Raw genomic sequence first — 17603 nt, 5'->3', positions numbered from 1 at the left:
AAGGTTGGGTAAATGATGGTGCCGTTCGCGCTGTTAAGATTATGACATGAAGGTGAAAGAAGCAGTTTCCTAATTTACAAAAAAGACGACTGTATAACTAAGCAGTAATTTTGAGTGCGCGTGCCGTACAGCAGTTGCCCAAAATAACTGCCGACCAATACCTGTCAAACCGGCATCCTCTGTCCCAAAGATTACGCGCATTTTCATGCTGCCGGTATTTTGGCTTGAACACTTCATATCCTAACTTACAAAGCATTCGGACCTACCATGAATAACAGGTATGAAAGCAACCGGCCTGGCAGATGTTGTACCATGCCGATGACAACTCATCCCCGGGCCGCAATTTTTTTTAAAAAGAGACTGTAAGGTTTTTGAACATTCAGAATCAATAGCCCAAATCAATAAATCACAAACCAATCGGAGACATCATTATGTCAAGTCTAAATAAAGCAATGATCATCGGTAACCTTGGTGCTGACCCTGAAGTGCGCTACACAGCTAACAACACTGCGGTTGCAACATTAAGCGTGGCAACGTCCGAGCGCTACCGTGACAACAACGGTGAAATGCAGGAAAGAACAGAATGGCACAGAGTCGTAGCCTGGAGCAAACTTGCAGAACTCTGCCAAAACTATCTGAAGAAAGGTAACAAAGCCTACTTCGAAGGCCCGATTCAGACCCGTCAATGGGAAGACCGGGAAGGTCAAAAACGGTACACAACCGAAATCAAAGCCCTCAATATCGTTTTGTTGTCCCCCCCAAATCAAAGCGACGGAAACAGCGGCAGTAGCAGCAACAATTACAGTCAGCCGTCTTCCAAACAAAACACGAACATGGCAGCAACGGGTGATGTCAACAACTTCAACGAGAACATGCTCAACGATGTGGATGACGACCTGCCCTTCTGATCCGTCCACCCCTTAGCTCTTCCCAAAAAAGCCCGAACCGGAACAAACCGGTCCGGGCTTTTTCATTTTTGATGATCCGGTACTTTGTGTTCCGTCAGGTTTGCTTCGTAAATTCCCGGTTTAACCCGCATCATTCACCAGGAATATTCCCGCTGACAAAGCGAAGATTATAAGTCAGCGGGTTAATTAGTATATTTGCGCTGTTGTAACATCAGGGCTAAAGTGATCCTGAAATTTGTTGGCAATGCATCCGATACCCTGTTCAGGTGCCTACCGATATCTAACTAAACTGTTCCGTTGGAGCCTCCGCATTTACTTTTTTTAGAACTCAGCACCGCTGCAGCCCAGGTGCAAGCCGAATCCATCGGCAAACTCAATGCCCTTGATCCTGTCGAAACCGGACTGCAGTTGCTTGTGATTGTGCTGGGCCTCATTTTTTCGGCCTTCTTTTCCGGATCGGAAGTCGCTTACTTCTCCCAGCAAAACACAACACGCTTCAACGATAAAGAGCGCAAGCTCGACCGCCCGGAACTGCGCGTGAAGCGCATGCTCGATGAGCCCCGCCGCCTTCTTGCCACCATATTAATAGGTAACACTACGGCCAACATCGTGACCGCCGTCTTTGCCGCCGTTGTGACCGGTAAGCTGATCATCGCCTTCGATCTGCCCAAGTGGCTGGTTTTCTCAGCAGAAATTCTGGTGCTCACCTTCACCATCGTGATTCTCACCGAGATCACGCCCAAAATTCTGGCGCTCAAAAACACCTACACCGTATCGCGCCGTCTCAGCGGCTTGCTCTACGTTTTCTTCGTGATCCTCTCACCACTGGCCCGCATCATCGCAAAATCAGCGGCCAAGCTCGAAGCCCGCATCCCCACCCAACAGGATGAAATCAGCTCGGAAGACATCAAAGCCATTGCCGAAGTCGGTGAGCGGCAGGGCACCCTCAAAGGCGAAGAACGGGAAATCATCGAAAACGTAATCGAATTTAGCAACACGCAGGTCAAGGAAATCATGACCTCCCGCGTGAACATGTTTGCCATCTCTACCGAAGCCACCCTCGACGATGTGCTCGTGCTCATCCGCGAAAAAAGCATTTCCCGCTTTCCCCTCTACGACGGCGACCTCGATACCATCACCGGCATCATTCACGCCAAAGACATCCTGCCCTTTTTGCTGCCCAATCAGGAGAGCACGGCAATCAACTGGCAGGCCAATGCGCGCAAAGCCCTGTTTGTGCCGGTCACCAAGAAAATCGACGACCTCCTTCGCGATTTCCAGCGCGAAAAAACGCACGTTGCGATCGTCGTTGATGAGTACGGCGGCACGGAAGGGCTCATCACCATGGATGACATCCTCGAAGAAATTATCGGGGAAATCCACGACGAACACAGCGATACCGAAGAGCTGTTCACGCGCACCGAAAGCGGCGACTACATTTTTGAATCACGGGTCGATCTCGATGATGTCGCCCAGATTCTGGGCTACGATCTCACCACCGACGAAGACGAGTATGAAACCCTCGGCGGTCTGATTTACCACCTCACCGAGCGCATCCCCGAAGAAGGAGAACAGGTCACCTTCAAAGGCCTCGAGCTCAACGTTCACGAAACCGAAAACAACCGCATCCGCAAAATCAGAGTGCATGTGCTGCCTCAGGAAGAAAACGACGACACCTCCAGCGAAGGCAGCGGCTCCGATTAATTTTTATTTTTGAAGGATGATGACATCTCCCCTACCAAACATCCTTCTGCAAAACTAAGTCCGAAAAAATTTTATGATTGAAAGATACAGCCGGCCCGAGATGGCCGAAATCTGGACCGATCAGGCGCAGTTTCAGGCCTGGCTTGATGTGGAACTCGCAGCCTGCCGTGCATGGAGTGAGCTGGGGCACATTCCCGCTGAAGACGTGGACGCCCTGTACGCCAACGCCGGGTTCTCCATCGACCGCATCCGCGAAATCGAAGCCGTTACGCGCCACGATGTCGTCGCCTTCACCCGGGCTGTTTCCGAGACGCTCGGCCCCGAGAAAAAATGGGTACACTACGGCCTCACCTCCACCGATGTGGTTGATACCGCCTGGGGCGTCCGGCTCAAAAAAGCGAACGCGATTCTCGAAACCGGCCTCACGCGCATGTGCGACGTGCTCGCTGCCAAAGCCCGGGAGCACAAACACAGCGTCATGATGGGCCGCACCCACGGCATTCACGCCGAGCCCACAACCTTCGGCCTCAAATGCGCGCTCTGGTACGCCGAAATGAAGCGCAACCAAAAACGCTTCGAACTCGCTGCCGCGGATGTCGAAGTCGGAAAGCTTTCCGGCGCAGTAGGCACCTTCGCCAACATCCCGCCGGAAGTCGAAGAAATCACCTGCCGCATTCTCGGTCTCAAAGCCGCCGAAATTTCGACCCAAACCCTGCAGCGCGACCGGCACGCCTTCTACATGGCCACGTTGGCGACTATCGCCTCAACGCTCGAAAAAATGGCCGTTGAAGTGCGTCATCTTCAGAAAAGCGAAACCCGCGAAGCCGAAGAATACTTCGCTGCAGGTCAGAAAGGCTCCTCCGCCATGCCGCACAAACGCAACCCGATTTCCTCGGAAAACATCACCGGCTGCGCGCGCGTCATTCGCGGCTACATGGTCACCGCCTTCGAAAACGTGCCGCTCTGGCACGAGCGCGACATCTCGCACTCCTCCGCCGAGCGCATCATCCTGCCCGACGCCACCATCCTCCTCGACTACATGCTGCACCGCTTCGCCCGCGTGATGGAGCAGCTCGTCGTGTTCCCCGACCGCATGAGAGCCAACATTGATCTCACGCATGGCCTCGTATTCTCGCAGCGGATCATGCTCAAAATGATTGACAAAGGCATCAGTCGTGAGCAGGCCTACGACACCGTGCAGCCCATCGCCATGCAGGCCTGGGAGCAGCAAACGCACCTCAAGCCGCTCATACAGGGCAGCGAAGCCGTGCGCAGCTACCTCACCGAAGCCGAAGTAGAAGACGCCTTCGACCTCGGTCACCACATGGCGCAGGTCGACCGCATCTTTAGCCGCGTCGGACTGTAGCGGCAGCTCATCACCCCGGTTTACCCGAAAAAAAATCCGGCCTGAAAACGCGCTACAGAGTAGTTCCTGCGGTGTTTTTTGGAGGAAACGCCGAGAGCATCACGGTCTTTCGTGCTTGGGAGAAATCCCAAATCAACGCGAAAGCCCTTGCTTTTTGGGAGGATGGCAAAGCCCTCCATCCCTGACATAAACATTGAGATGACCACACACGGGTTTTCCGGATTGGGTCGGATTTGCGCAGAGTATTCCGGCATCGCTGATTGAAATAGTACCCCGTTTTCCAAACAGCGTCCTGTAGGGACGCCCTGTGGGTAGAAAAACCGCCCCCCCCCATTTGGGAATGCCGCAGGCATGATGTGTCCGTCGGAGACACCCGAAAGGATGTCGTTTGAAAAAATCGGATTCGTGACATGCACCTGAACGCACATGGCACGGCGGTCTCGGCATGACACCGTGCCTAATTCCGGACTTCGTTGGGCGACCACAAGGGTGCGCCCATACTGTTGGCGACGACGATTGCGGGGAATGCCCGGAACTTTTTTTACATCCCGGTTTGGGCGCGGCGCCTTGCCTTGTTCGGGACTTCGTTGGGCGACTACAAGGGTGCGCCCATACGGTTGCGACGACGATTGCGGGGGAATGCGCGTTTTTTTGGTTCGCGGCACCGGTTTGATGGGTTTTACCAGCCGCTCGTCAGAACAGGTTTTTGAGGGCTTCGCGCTGGATTTTGCCCATTTCGTTGCGGGGAATCTGGGCGGGGAAACGGAATTCGGCGGGGACCATGTAGGGGGGCATCACTTTTTTGAGGGTGCGGCGCAGGGCCACGGGGTCGGGCTTTTCGCCTTCGAGCACCAGCCATGCGACAAGCTTCTGTCCCCACCGGGCATCGGGCAGTCCGCCAATGACGATGTCTGTGATACCCGCAATTTCGCTGCGCAAAATGGCTTCAACTTCTCCGGGGTTGATGTTTTCACCGCCGCTTACGACGAGATCGGAGCGCCGCATTTCGATATAGACCCAGCCGTCGGCATCGGTGCGGGCGTAGTCGCCGGTGCAGAACCAGCCTTCGGCATCAAAGGCGGCCTCGGTGCCGGCAGGGGCGTCGGCGTAGCCGTTAATGAGCTGCGGGCCCCGCACCCAAAGCAGACCGGTTTCCCCGGCTGGGAGCATGGCCCCGAATTCATCCCGGATTTGGATTTCATGGCCTGCGTTGGGCTTGCCGCTGCAGCCAAAAGGCGCGTTGTGAAGCGCATCCGCGGGTACGCTGATCACGTGTGCACAGGTTTCGGTCATGCCGTAGCTCTTCATCACAGGCACGGCGCGGGAGCGGGCTTCTTCGATGAGGGCATTTGGCGAGGGTCCGCCGCCAAGCAGCACGGCTTTGAAGTTGGGGTGCACTATGCTTGGGCCGCCGAGATCCAGCAGCTTGTCGAGCTGAGAAGGTACGAGCGAAGCCAGCGCGAGCGACTCATTGCCGGAAAGCTGTGCGAGGATGTCTTCGTAGGAGGCCATACGGGCATCAACAACGGAGTTGCCGTTCAGCCAGGAACGCAACACGACCGCTGCGCCGCCAATATGGTTGAGCGGAAGACAGAGCAGCCAGCATTCGAGTTTGTCTGGGAGCAGGCCCGCTACCATGCTTTTGAAGGCTGCGAGCATCTGCGAACGGCGCAGGGCGACGAGCTTGGGCGCTCCGCTGCTTCCGGAGGTGAACAGGTAGCTGAAAACGGCATCGGGCTCAGGTGAAAAAAACGGCGCAGCAAAATCATCCCCGTTGCAGTCGAGATACTCATTGAGGGCGTCCCGCCAGCGGTAGGGCAGCGGATTGAGCAAACGGCTTGCACGCTCCGTGAGTCCGGGCAACGTTGCGGCAGGCTCAATCCAATAGGGAACGCCCGCGTGCCAGCAGGCGGCGATAAATTCGGGGGTCATGGGGTGACCTGCCGGAAACTGCAGCGGCTGTCCCGGCTCGGTGCTGTACCGGTCGTACCACTGCCGGATAACCGCGGCCATTCTGAAAACCGACTCCCGCGTGGAGCGGAGTTCAAGTAGCCCCGCTTTTCCGGCAGCAAACATAAAAGGGGAAGGGGGCCGGAAATCAAAGGGCACGTTCATAGACTTGTTCCAGTAAGCTGAAGTTCAGCAGGTCGGGGTTGAGGGTTAAAGGAATGCTCCCGGTGAGGAAGCGTCCGTTTTCGATGGGATCCGCGTTGGTGAGGGTGTCGCTTGCAAGCAGGGCGCCGGTTGAGAGGCCGTGTGCGGTATCCGTTTTGCACAAAGCTGAAGCGAGCAGGGCGGTATCGCGGCGCGCAATGGCGCTGTCGAGCGAGGTCGTGAAAACAGTGCAAAGCCCGGCGCTTTCAGCCATTTTAAGGATATCGAGCAGGTTCCCAACGCTGCCGCAAATCATGGGCTTGAGGATGAGAACGTCCGCGAGTTTCTCCTTTATAATGCGCTTCACATCGGCGAGGGTGCGGGCAGATTCATCGGCTGCGACAGGAATGCGCGTGAGGCTTCGAAGCCGGTTCAGGCGCTGATCGTCGGCGGGACTTACCGGCTGTTCGCAGTACTCAATGCCGAAGCCTTCAAACTTTCGGAGAACGCTTGCGGCTTCATCGGGCTGCCAGCAGCCGTTGGCGTCGAGCCGGAACCTGAGCCCGGGCTGCGATTCCCTGAGGTGACTGAGGGCTTCGAACAGCGTGGTGCCTTCACCGGAGATTTTGTATTTAATGGTGCGATAGCCCTGTGCTGCCGCTTCTTCGGTTTTGCGGATGAGATCTTCCGTTGTACCGAGTCCGATGGCGGCATTTACGGCGAGGCTGTCGGAAGGAGCCGCACCGAGCAAGACAGCGATGTTGGTTTGGGATTGTTTCGCCTTATGCTTCAGCCAGAGTACGGAGCAGGCGAACTGCAGGGAAGCCGGTATGCTTGTCTCAAAGCCGGGTAGATGCGCGTCATCAAGAAAGCTGTACCAGTCCGGATGGTCTGAAAGGTAGCGGAGCACATCTTCCAGGGTTTCTTCGGAAAAACCCGGAAGCGGCGCGGCTTCTGATACGATCTGGGAGCCATCATCATACACTAAAAAAAACAGCAGCCCTGTGCGGTGTGCAAAGTAATGGCCTGCGGTTCGGAAGGGCGCGCGGAAAGGAATCTTGTATGTGCAGGCCGTTAGTTTCATAAATCAGGCCCCAAGCACAAGGCCTACCGAGAAGAAAATGCCGAAAGCGGCCATAAACTGCGCCGTGTTCTCGAGGGTCTTGTTCAGGGCACGCTTGTCGGGTACGATGAGCACGTTACGGTAGAGCACCGCGGCCGGCAGCAGCAGCACCATCGGGAGAAGTACTTGCCATCCGAAACCTTCCTGCACCAAAAAATGCGGCGGAATGGCAAAGGCGAGGGCAAGCATTAGACCGTATTCGATTTTGAGGGCTTTGTCGCCGAAGAGTACGCCGAGGGTGCGCTTGCCGGTTTGCCGGTCTTCATCCACATCGCGCAGGTTGTTGACCACAAGGATGTTGGTGCAAAGTGCCCCTGCCGCAATGGATGCCCAAAAAGCCTGTGCGGACCACTCGAAGGTGTTGATGTAGTAGGTGCCCATCACCGCTATGAAGCCAAAAAACAGAAACACGAACACATCGCCAAGGCCATTGTACCCGAGCGGGTAGGGGCCGCCTGTGTATAAAATGCCGAAAATGATAGAGAGTACGCCTATGAGCAGAATCACCCAGCCGCCGTGCCACACGAGGTAGAGTCCCAGCACAAAGGCGGCGGCCATGGTGAGGATGGTCGCCCGCAGCATGGCTTCGGGTGCGATGAGTCCGGCAGATGTTGCCCTTACAAAGCCGATACGCTTATCGGTGTCGGCTCCTTTTTTATGGTCGTAGTAATCGTTGGCGAAGTTGGTCCCGATCTGTATGAGGAAAGCACAAAGCAGGGCTGCAAGGGTGGGCAGTACCAGAAAGCTGTCGTGGCTGTAGGCAAGGCTTCCCCCGATGAGTACGGGAACAAAAGCTGCGGCCAGAGTTTTCGGACGCATGGCCGAAATCCAGACGGAAGCCTGCGATGGAGTTTGCTGAAGAGCAGAATCAGTTAGGGTCACAAAGTCGGGTTTGAACAGTTTTGAATCAGACAGAGAGATTGAATCTGAAAATACTGATTCATCCGTAAAATCATTCCAATAAAAGCCGCAGAGGCATTTTTAGTTTAAGGGGCCCGCTTTTACCTATAAACTCTCCAGAAAGAGTCAGGTATGGGTCAGAACCGATTATATCCAAAAAAGCGCTTTTCGGCTTTGAATACCAATAGCAACCTGCCAAAGTTTGGACGTCATTACGGATGGCTTAAAAAAATATGGCAATTAATAAAAATTGCCTTATTATTGACACCGAATCAGATCGGCGCAAAGCGCAGCCGGCACCACAAAACTAATCCAAGATCCAATTATGAGTAAATCTTTCAAACGATTCGATGCAATTGCTGCCGTCAAATCACCGGGTAACGGCTCTCTGAGTCCCGGCGATAAGTCATTCGATATTCTCCATATTTTCGGTGAAAACGCACTTCATCTGACAGAATTGAAGGCCCGCCTTCCCAAGCAAATCTGGAAGGAGCTCAAAAAAACCATAACAGAAAATGCACCTCTGAATCCCGATGTTGCAGACGCGGTAGCGGTTGTAATGAAAAACTGGGCAACTGAGCGCGGCGCTACGCACTACACGCACTGGTTCCAGCCGCTTACAGGTCATACGGCTGAGAAGCATGATAGCTTTATTACGCCAAATCAGGGCGGCGGTGCCGTTGCTGAGTTTTCCGGCAAAGAACTCATTCAGGGTGAGCCCGATGCGTCAAGCTTCCCGAGCGGCGGTCTGCGCCCGACTTTTGAAGCTCGCGGGTACACAGCCTGGGATCCGACTTCCCCTGCCTTTATCATGGAAAATGAAAACGGTGCGACGCTTTGTATTCCAACGGCCTTCGTTTCCTGGAAAGGTGAAGCACTCGATCACAAAACACCGCTCCTGCGTTCAGCAGAAGCACTCAATAAAGCCGGACTCCGCGCCCTCAAATACTTCGATGTTGATGCAACCCGTGTTGTTTCAACCGTGGGCGCTGAGCAGGAGTACTTCCTGATTGACAAAGAATTTTTCTATCGCCGCCCGGATCTCGTGATGGCCGGTCGTTCTCTGTTTGGCGCGGTTCCGCCGAAAGGTCAGGAGCTGGACGATCACTATTTTGGCTCTATTCAGGACCGCGTGCTTTCCTACATGCTTGATGTGGAGAAAGAACTTTACCGCCTGGGTGTGCCTGTTAAAACGCGTCACAATGAAGTTGCGCCGGGACAGTACGAAATCGCACCGATCTTCGAAACTTCCAATGTTGCAGCCGATCATCAGCAGCTGATGATGATTGTGCTCCGGAAAGTGGCCCGCAAATACGACCTGGTCTGTATTATGCACGAGAAGCCTTTCGCAGGCCTCAACGGTAGTGGCAAGCATACCAACTGGTCCGTAAGCACTTCCGATGGAATGAACCTGATGGAGCCGGGCAACGACCCGCATTCCAACATGCTGTTCCTGTTCTTCTGTACCGCTGTTATTTCAGCTGTGCATAAACATCAGGATCTGTTGCGCGCCGTAATTGCTTCAGCCGGCAATGATCACCGTCTCGGTGCCAATGAAGCGCCGCCAGCGATCATCTCCATCTTCCTCGGCGATCAGCTTGACGACATCTACGCTCAGATTAAGTCAGGCGACCTGAAGTCTTCTAAGAAAGGCGGCTTGCTTGGTTTGGGAACACCGGTACTTCCGGCGCTTCCGAAGCACGCGGGCGACCGGAACAGAACATCCCCCTTTGCCTTCACCGGCAACAAGTTTGAGTTCCGCGCGGTTGGTTCTGCGCAGTCCGTTTCCCTCCCGGTTACCGTGCTGAATACCATCATGTCGGAAGCTATCGACCACATGTGTGACTTACTTGATGAGCAGCTTAAGAGCGCAGACTTCGAAACAGCTCTCAAAACAGTACTTACACAGGTTACCAACGCACACTACCCCATCCTCTTTAATGGCGACGGCTACTCTGATGAGTGGCAGGAAGAAGCAGCCAAGCGCGGATTGCTGAACCTGAAAACCACCATGGACGCCCTGCCATACCTGAAGAGCGACGACAATGCTGCGCTTTTCGAGAAATACAGCGTACTCAGCAAGGCAGAGCTGGAATCCCGTTTTGAAATCTTTGTAGATCAGTATTTCAAAGGTATCAACATTGAAGGCGAAACCACCGCGTCTATGGTTCAGACCATGATTATCCCATCGGTAATTCGCTACCTCAATGAGCTCGCAGCTACGCTTGATCGTGGTGACAAGCTCGGATTTGCTATCGCAGGGACCAAGCGCGTGGCGGATCATCTCGCCAGTGAGCTTGACGCCCTCATTGAAGCCAACGGAGCCCTCATTGCCCAAAATGCAGAGCTGGGCGGCGACACGGAACATGAGAAAGCCGAGCACATGCGTACCAACGTCATTCCTGCAATGAACAAAGTAAGAGAAATTGCAGATCGTCTGGAGCGCTACGTTGCAGACGATTACTGGCCAATGCCTACCTACAAAGACATGCTCTTTATCAAGTAGGTTGCAGCTGAATTATTTTAGGGCGGCATTCTTTCGGGAGTGCCGCCTTTTTTTTTGCAGAAAAAGCGCTTAATCCGGTAAAAAACGGTTGCTTAATTGCATTAATTTATTATTATGCCAATTGAGTAAAATGCAGCATAAAATCAAATACTTCCTTTATACACAAAAACCATTTTCTATCGGAAAATCGTTACAGCCCTCCTCTTAAAATGCCCCGTCGAGATTACGTACAACTAGCCTTGGTTGCGGTAATACTTGCGCTGTTTATCTGTGGATGGAATCTGTCGCCCGCACTGGGTCAGGTAAATTCTGTTTCAGAAGTCCCTGCACAGCACGAAAGTGCTGCAGCTGACCCAAAACAGCAAGCCGTAGCACCGACACCACAATTTAACCTTGCGCCCGGTTTTTATACCGAACCGGTCACGCTGTTTATTTCTGCCGGGGGGCAGGCGGTTATCCGCTACACTACGGACGGCAGTGAGCCCGATGAAAACAGTGCCGTTTTTTCAGCGCCTGTTGTGCTCGACTCCAGAGCCGGTGAGCCCAACGACATCTCGATGATCCCGACCAATGCCATCAACCCGGGTCAGGATCCCTACAACGAAGCCTGGCAGCCGCCTCTCGGAGAAGTCTTCAAAATCCACACCATTCGCGCCCGTGCCTTTGTGCCCGGCATGGCGCCAAGTGAAATTATTACCGGGAGTTTTTTGGTGGATGAAGCGGGGGAAAGCCGCTACAGTTTGCCTGTGATCTCTATCACAACCAACCGGGATAATTTTTTTGATGATGACATTGGGATTTATGTGCCGGGTAACAATCTCAATTACAATCAAAGAGGCCGCGAGTGGGAGCGGCCCGCATGGATTGAGTTTTTTGAGAATGATGGTTCCCTTGCCTTTTCACAGGGTATAGGGGTGCGCATTCATGGCGGTACAAGCCGCAATCGTCCCCGTAAATCGCTCAGGCTGTACGCCCGTTCAGACTACGGCACCTCATGGATCAGCCATCAGATTTTTCCGGATAAGCCCATCGGGCAGTTTAAGCGCCTGATTCTGCGCAACAGCGGCAACGACTGGGACCGGACTATTTTCCGGGACAGCTTCATGCAGTCTTTGATGAGAGGGATGGAAGTCGATATGCAGCACTCCCGCCCCGCGATTGTGTTCATCAACGGCGAATACTGGGGGGTGCATAACATGCGCGACCGGCTGGATGTGCGCTACCTGCAAACCCATCACGATACGGATCCGGATAATGAGGAAAGCTACACCATTGCTGAAAACAATGGCGTTTTTGACGATGGAAACCCTGAAGGGCTGACGCACTACAACCAAATGCGGTCGTTTCTCAATAATCCCGGCGTGGTGAGCAACACCAATTTTGACGAACTGCGCAACCGCATGGATGTGGAAAATTTCGCCGATTATTTCCTCGCGCAGGTCTATTTCCGGAATACGGACTGGCCGGGAAACAACAAACAGTACTGGCGGGGCACCGACCCTACGCTGCCGGATGGCGTACCCGGTTCAGATGGTCGCTGGCGCTGGATGATGTTTGATACCGACTTCGGCTTTGGTCTGGATTTCGACTATGTAACCGGCCATCAGGAAGGCGCAGCACACAATACCCTGGCTTTTGCTTTACAGGAAAACGGACCCGGCTGGCCAAATCCCGACTGGTCAACCTTTATCCCCCGTCGATTGCTGCAAAATCCGGACTATCGAAATGCTTTTATCAACAGAGCGGCTGACTTACTCAACACCGCCTTTCATCCGGAATACGTAGCCGCACGGCTCGATTCGCTCGAAGCCATCTACCTGCCTGAAATGCAGGAACATATCAACCGCTGGCGAAGACCTGTTTCGGTTAGCAGCTGGCAGCAAAACGTGCAGATCATGCGCGACTTTGCAGTGGAGCGTCCTGCATTTATGCGGCAGCATATTCGTCAGCAATTCAACCTTTCTTCGGCACCGGCTCAGATTACCCTTGATGTGAGCGATCCTGCGCATGGCTTCATTCGGATCAACCGCACGGAAATCCGGCAAGGCACGCCCGGTATTACCGCACAGCCATACCCCTGGACCGGCACCTATTTCACAGGAATTGCGGTAACGCTCGAAGCGGAAGCCCGCACAGGTTATGTCTTTTCGGAGTGGACTGGAAGCGTTTCCTCAACGGAAGCTGTCATCACCGTTTCGCCTCAACAGGCAACAAGCGTAACCGCTGTTTTTGCGCCGCAGGACGATGATGTCACGGATCCGCCGATCGAACCCTGGGTAATGGCGCAAGGCGATTACACCTTCAGCAGCTGGGAAGCAAGTACACCGGCAGGTAGCTACCCCCCGCACATGATATTCTATCAGACCGATTCATCTGACCCTGATCTCACTTCCGTTTTTGAGCAGCCCTGGGTGCTTCCTTACGATCTCAGCAGCCGGAGCCGTATAAACGGACTGGGGGATGATGGCATTGGTTTCATCAATACAGCCAACGCACAGGAGAACGGGGGGGGCTGGCTTGGAACGGCCGTACTCGCACTCAATACGGAGGGGATCACTCAGCTGTATGCCGGCTGGCGCGGCGGCACGGTATTGCCAAACTCAAGGGTTTACAACATCCGCCTGCAGTATCGTATCAACCCCAATGACGCTTTTGAAGATGTGACAGACAGCAGCGGTCAGCCGGTACAGTATGAGCGCAATAGCATAGCGGGTCACAGCTCCTTTGTCGGGCCGGTTGCACTGCCGCAAGCCATGCTTAACCGCAGCTATGCAGAACTGCGATGGGTGTACTATTACACCGGCGTTCGACTCGACAATGAAAGCGGACAGAGAAGTAAGCTGCGCCTTACAGATATAAAAATTTCAGCTGAACCTTTTGAAGTACCCGAGCCGCTGCAGTTTGTGCAGCTTCGCCAAACAGCGCAGGCAGGCACTACTTTACAGCCATTTCAAGTCATCGTCACCGATGGTGCAGGCCATACAGATACCGGCTTTAACGGGGAAGTCACGCTTAGTCTCGCAGAGGGGCCGGGTACTCTCAATGGCACCTTAACGGTGACGGCTTCCGCCGGACAGGCCGTGTTTTCAGACCTTGTCTTCTCAGCTGCAGGAACCTACCGGATTCAGGCCGAAGCCCATTCGGAAACAGTTGTGAGCGACCCCATCCGGGTTGTTGCACTCACTGAAATCATTATGCCTGCAATCGTGCAGGGTGCACAGCCTGAAAATAACGACCGCATTCCCGTCGCCTACCGCCTGCGCCTGGAGGGCTTGCTGCCGGATACGACCTACCGTTTCGCCAACCGGGTTATTGAGGAAAGCGATGGTTTTGAGCAGGATGGCGCCGGCAATATGATTTTTGCCGGAAATGAGGCGGCTTCCTTTATTCGAACAACCGATAGCCCGGACTTCAGCCCTTCGGCATTTGAGAGCGGTCATTTCACCCTGAGCACAGACGAAGCGGGCGTTTTTGAAGGCTGGTTTATTACCGAGCCAAGCGGAAATGAGCGGTTCACCCCGGGCAATTTCCTGCGGATCAGGCTTTTGCTCAACGACGGGCAGAACGGCAGCACTATTCATCACGTAATTGACACGTTCTCTGAATTTCAGGTTCTTGATTTTGGCGAATTAACCGGTCAGGCTACCGGCGTTGCAGCTTTTTCGGAGGCTGACCCGGGCAATTTCATCGTTCTGTATGCCGACGAAGCCGGCGCTGAACGCCCGGTTTACGCTACCTTTGTGCAGCAGACGGGCGTACAGTTTGATGAGCGCTATGCTTCCTTTTTCCGGGAATGGGTCGAGGAAACAGAAGGAGGATGGGCTGCGATGATACCCAATGATTTTCCTTCCGGTATTCGCAGAATTGAAGAGCGTACGCTTGCAGACGGACTGATCATCGAAACCAAACAAAGTGAAGACGGCAGCTGGGGCGAGGGCGTGCCGACGGCCAACCCTGTAGGGGGGCTTACGTTCCCGATTTTGCTGGATTTCCTGTCACCTGTAGATGTGCCATCTGAACCCGGTGAAGCTGCGGCCGAATTCATACTGAATCAGAACTATCCCAATCCCTTCAATCCTTCCACACAGATTTCATATACCCTTCCGGAGTCTGTTCACGTACGGCTTGATGTTTTCAGCGTAAATGGTCAGCTGGTTACAACCCTGCAAAACGGTGTTCAAAGTGCAGGCACACACACAGTTGTTTTTGACTCGCGCAATTTTCCGATTGCAAGCGGAGTGTATCTGTACCGGATTGAAACGGGCAGCTTTGTTCAGGTCAAGAAAATGCTGTTGGTGAAATAGTCCGTTACCTGTACCCGAAGATTTTTCTCCGGAAATGGTGCTGATTTAGTTGATTTCCACATGATTTGCGTGTCAGGGAAAAAACTTTCGACGGCTTGAAAAGCCATTCTGATAACAGGTTGATGAGTCTGTTGAAACATACAGCTGAATTCTTTTTAGAGCGGGATTTGGAAAAACAGCCCGAATAAGGGATATTCCGCAGCTATGAACTATCCGCATTATTCACAATTAAACATAGAATATATCCTAAATGCATGTTTAAATTTGGCTTACCGAGAAACACAGGTAGCCTAAATTTGAGTGCAGTATAAAGACTGCAAAATTTCCCCGTTGGCTACGTTGAAGCTGAAAACTCATGCTCAGGATACCTGGGTACCCTTCCGCTGAGTTTTCAGCTTCGCCTTGCCAGCAAGAAAATTTCTTGGCGAATAATGCGGACTAAACTCTCAACAGATTATCAACTTCTGCGACCATGAATTTTGTCTACGCCCTGACCACAGCATTCCTGTTTCTTATGCTCACTTCCTGTACGGATGAAAACACATCTGCCGCTGACACGGTACCGGGCGAGCGTCCGGCCTATGCCATTGCCCTGCACGGCGGCGCAGGCGTCATTTCCCGCGATATTGACCCCGACGTCAAACAAGAGTATGTCGACAGCCTTGAGGAAGCACTCGAGCTGGGTCGTGCCATGCTGCATGACGGCGCGGAAGCCCTTGATGTGGTCGAAGAAGTCGTAAGACTATTGGAAGACAACCCCCTGTTCAATGCGGGACGGGGCGCGGTGATGACCAATGCCGAAACCTTTGAGCTAGACGCTTCTATTATGGATGGCCGCACCCTGGCAACAGGCGCAGTTGCGGGTGTCACAACAGTCAAAAACCCCATAAGCCTTGCCCGCATGGTGATGGAAAACTCCCGGCACGTGCTTTTTGCAGCCGAGGGTGCAGAGCGTTTTGCGGACCAAATGGAGGTTGAGCGGGTCGATCCCTCCTGGTTCTACACCGAGCGCCGTCATCAGCAGCTTATCCGTGCACGGGAGCGTGACGAAGTGACCCTGGATCACGATGAGTCGCAGCAGTCCTTTAATCCCCATCAGGATATTGACGATCAGAAATACGGAACCGTCGGCGTTGCGGTTCTTGATCAAAACGGAAATCTTGCGGCAGGTACTTCAACTGGGGGAATGACCAATAAGCGATTTGGCCGGGTCGGGGATTCACCGATTGCCGGTGCAGGGACCTACGCCAACAATGAAACCTGCGCTATTTCATCAACCGGAACCGGTGAGGAGTTTATCCGCCATGCCGTTGCTTTTCACATTTGCGCCATCATGGAGTACACAAACGCTTCCCTGAATGAAGCGGCTTCCATCGTAATTCACGAAAAGTTACAGCAGGGCGATGGCGGCATTATAGGCGTAAGTCATACCGGTGAAATTGCGATGGTGTTTAACAGCCGGGGAATGTTTCGGGCAGCGGCAGACGCTTCAGGCCGTTTTGAGGTTGCTATTTGGGATGAAAACGAAATTGAAGGACGGCAGTAAGGACAGAAGCAATCCAAAAACAAAACATAAAAAAAGAGAAGCGCTCAAAACAGTATTTGCTTTTGAACGCTTCTCTTTTTTAGAGCAGGAGGCAAAAAGTTGGTGTTTTTTGCCGGGCAGTCATTTTTTACTCAGAAAGGCGGGATGTCGGAATAGCTTTCGAACATATCCCGCAGTTCCTGAATGTAAATGCCAAGATCGTTACGGATTTCAAACAGATCGCAGTGAAGCTGTCTGTATTCAACATCTCCAAACACAAGGTTCTTTTCTTTGATGGTTTGCAGGGATGAAAGTGCCCGGTTCGCAGCCTGAAGTGCTTTTTTGCAAAAAGCGATATTTCCGCCAATCATATCATCATAAAAACCAAGCGCGTAGCCTGAAGCAATTTTAGCGCTTACCTGCAGCACATCAGCAATAAAACTGTTGTAGAGTTGCTGATCTTCCGGAGATTCAAAGCTGAGGTGGGCGGATCGGACAAGCATGTGCGCGCCAAAATCGTGTGCCCTGTTGTACACATCGAGGTTTTCAAGCGAGCCGAAGTCGCTCATGGTGTAATCATTGCTGAGCAGCTTCCACTCATCCCCTTCATCCATATCATCAAAATCATCCACTTCCCCGAGGGTATCGTCAAGCTCGTCATCCGCTTGATTGAGCGGAAAGCCAAACGGATCCGAATCATCAGCGTCTTCTGACTCAGCTTTTGGAGAAGTTTCATCGGCGTTTATTCCTTCATGCGGAACATCGGTCAGGTTCTCATCATGAGAAAACTGATCCATGTATTTGGCAAAGAAATCGTCATCGTCATCATCGAAGTCATCGAGATCCCAATCGTCGTCATCGTCGGGCAGATAGGCTTCATCGAGCAGGAGTTCTTCTTCTATATAGGTGTCGAGTGCGTCGTGCTCTGATTCGGATTCCTGAAGGATTTTGATCCATCTCGGGCCTTCATTGCCGAAGGTTTTATCTAAAAAGTGCCGGATTTCTTCACTCTTCTGTTCCGCTTCATTAATGTGGGTTTCCCACCGGTGCTCGTCCCAAAATTGATTCGAAGAGTTGGATTTCATAGGAAGAGATTGGAGCTGTTGAACAAAATCTGCATTTACGAATTGAAAACTAAACAGGGCTCAAGGTACGAAGAAAAAACGGATGATA

Annotated in this window: 10 protein-coding genes; 6 read left to right on the top strand and 4 right to left on the bottom strand. The window is 53.0% G+C overall.

Annotated elements, in window-relative coordinates; all coding sequences use genetic code 11:
• Positions 1–431 precede the first annotated feature (431 nt).
• The 3 genes from CYPRO_RS01690 (at position 432) to purB (ending at position 3978) form a co-directional block, all read left to right on the top strand.
• Positions 432–908, top strand: a complete 477-nt coding sequence (locus CYPRO_RS01690) for a single-stranded DNA-binding protein (RefSeq protein ID WP_114982914.1) — start codon at positions 432–434, stop codon at positions 906–908.
• Between the two features lie 297 nt (positions 909–1205).
• Positions 1206–2612, top strand: a complete 1407-nt coding sequence (locus tag CYPRO_RS01685) for a hemolysin family protein (RefSeq protein ID WP_240644808.1) — start codon at positions 1206–1208, stop codon at positions 2610–2612.
• A 73-nt stretch (positions 2613–2685) separates the two neighbouring features.
• Positions 2686–3978: an adenylosuccinate lyase gene (purB, locus tag CYPRO_RS01680; protein WP_114982913.1), complete on the top strand. Its 1293-nt coding sequence runs from the start codon at positions 2686–2688 to the stop codon at positions 3976–3978.
• A 693-nt stretch (positions 3979–4671) separates the two neighbouring features.
• Here the strand turns inward: purB and CYPRO_RS01675 are convergent.
• Genes CYPRO_RS01675 through CYPRO_RS01665 form a run of 3 tightly spaced genes read right to left on the bottom strand, consistent with a single transcriptional unit; the run spans position 4672 to position 8077 of the window.
• Positions 4672–6093, bottom strand: coding sequence for a class I adenylate-forming enzyme family protein (locus tag CYPRO_RS01675; RefSeq protein WP_114982912.1), 1422 nt, complete (start codon positions 6091–6093; stop codon positions 4672–4674).
• Positions 6077–7156 carry an o-succinylbenzoate synthase gene (menC, locus tag CYPRO_RS01670; RefSeq protein WP_114982911.1) on the bottom strand — a complete coding sequence of 360 codons (1080 nt, stop codon included), beginning with the start codon at positions 7154–7156 and terminating at the stop codon, positions 6077–6079. The genes CYPRO_RS01675 and menC overlap by 17 nt, the downstream gene beginning before the upstream one ends.
• Before the next feature lie 3 nt (positions 7157–7159).
• Positions 7160–8077 (bottom strand): 1,4-dihydroxy-2-naphthoate polyprenyltransferase, encoded by a 918-nt coding sequence (locus CYPRO_RS01665; protein ID WP_270049190.1) that lies wholly within the window; start codon positions 8075–8077, stop codon positions 7160–7162.
• A gap of 343 nt (positions 8078–8420) precedes the next feature.
• On the opposite strand from CYPRO_RS01665, the gene CYPRO_RS01660 reads away from it, so the two are divergent.
• From CYPRO_RS01660 to CYPRO_RS01650, 3 genes are all read left to right on the top strand, one after another.
• Positions 8421–10601, top strand: a complete 2181-nt coding sequence (locus tag CYPRO_RS01660; RefSeq protein WP_114982909.1) for a glutamine synthetase III family protein — start codon at positions 8421–8423, stop codon at positions 10599–10601.
• Positions 10602–10810: 209 nt separating this feature from the next.
• Positions 10811–14905, top strand: coding sequence for a CotH kinase family protein (locus tag CYPRO_RS01655; protein ID WP_114982908.1), 4095 nt, complete (start codon positions 10811–10813; stop codon positions 14903–14905).
• A gap of 472 nt (positions 14906–15377) precedes the next feature.
• Positions 15378–16451 (top strand): isoaspartyl peptidase/L-asparaginase family protein, encoded by a 1074-nt coding sequence (locus tag CYPRO_RS01650; RefSeq protein WP_114982907.1) that lies wholly within the window; start codon positions 15378–15380, stop codon positions 16449–16451.
• Between the two features lie 131 nt (positions 16452–16582).
• Here the strand turns inward: CYPRO_RS01650 and CYPRO_RS01645 are convergent, their stop codons facing one another.
• Complete coding sequence (locus CYPRO_RS01645; RefSeq protein ID WP_114982906.1) at positions 16583–17515, bottom strand: hypothetical protein; 933 nt, start codon at positions 17513–17515, stop codon at positions 16583–16585.
• Between the last annotated feature and the right edge of the window lie 88 nt (positions 17516–17603).

The sequence above is a fragment of the Cyclonatronum proteinivorum genome (assembly GCF_003353065.1).
Classification (GTDB): domain Bacteria; phylum Bacteroidota; class Rhodothermia; order Balneolales; family Cyclonatronaceae; genus Cyclonatronum; species Cyclonatronum proteinivorum.
Note: the sequence above shows the minus strand (reverse complement) of the source record. Positions and strands in the feature narration are given on the sequence as shown.

Coding starts and splice junctions, on each gene's coding strand:
- CYPRO_RS01655 (WP_114982908.1), top strand. CDS start 10,811: ATGCCCCGTCGAGATTACGTACAACTAGCCTTGGTTGCGGTAATACTT.
- CYPRO_RS01660 (WP_114982909.1), top strand. CDS start 8,421: ATGAGTAAATCTTTCAAACGATTCGATGCAATTGCTGCCGTCAAATCA.
- CYPRO_RS01650 (WP_114982907.1), top strand. CDS start 15,378: ATGAATTTTGTCTACGCCCTGACCACAGCATTCCTGTTTCTTATGCTC.
- menC (WP_114982911.1), bottom strand. CDS start 7,156: ATGAAACTAACGGCCTGCACATACAAGATTCCTTTCCGCGCGCCCTTC.
- purB (WP_114982913.1), top strand. CDS start 2,686: ATGATTGAAAGATACAGCCGGCCCGAGATGGCCGAAATCTGGACCGAT.
- CYPRO_RS01675 (WP_114982912.1), bottom strand. CDS start 6,093: ATGAACGTGCCCTTTGATTTCCGGCCCCCTTCCCCTTTTATGTTTGCT.
- CYPRO_RS01690 (WP_114982914.1), top strand. CDS start 432: ATGTCAAGTCTAAATAAAGCAATGATCATCGGTAACCTTGGTGCTGAC.
- CYPRO_RS01645 (WP_114982906.1), bottom strand. CDS start 17,515: ATGAAATCCAACTCTTCGAATCAATTTTGGGACGAGCACCGGTGGGAA.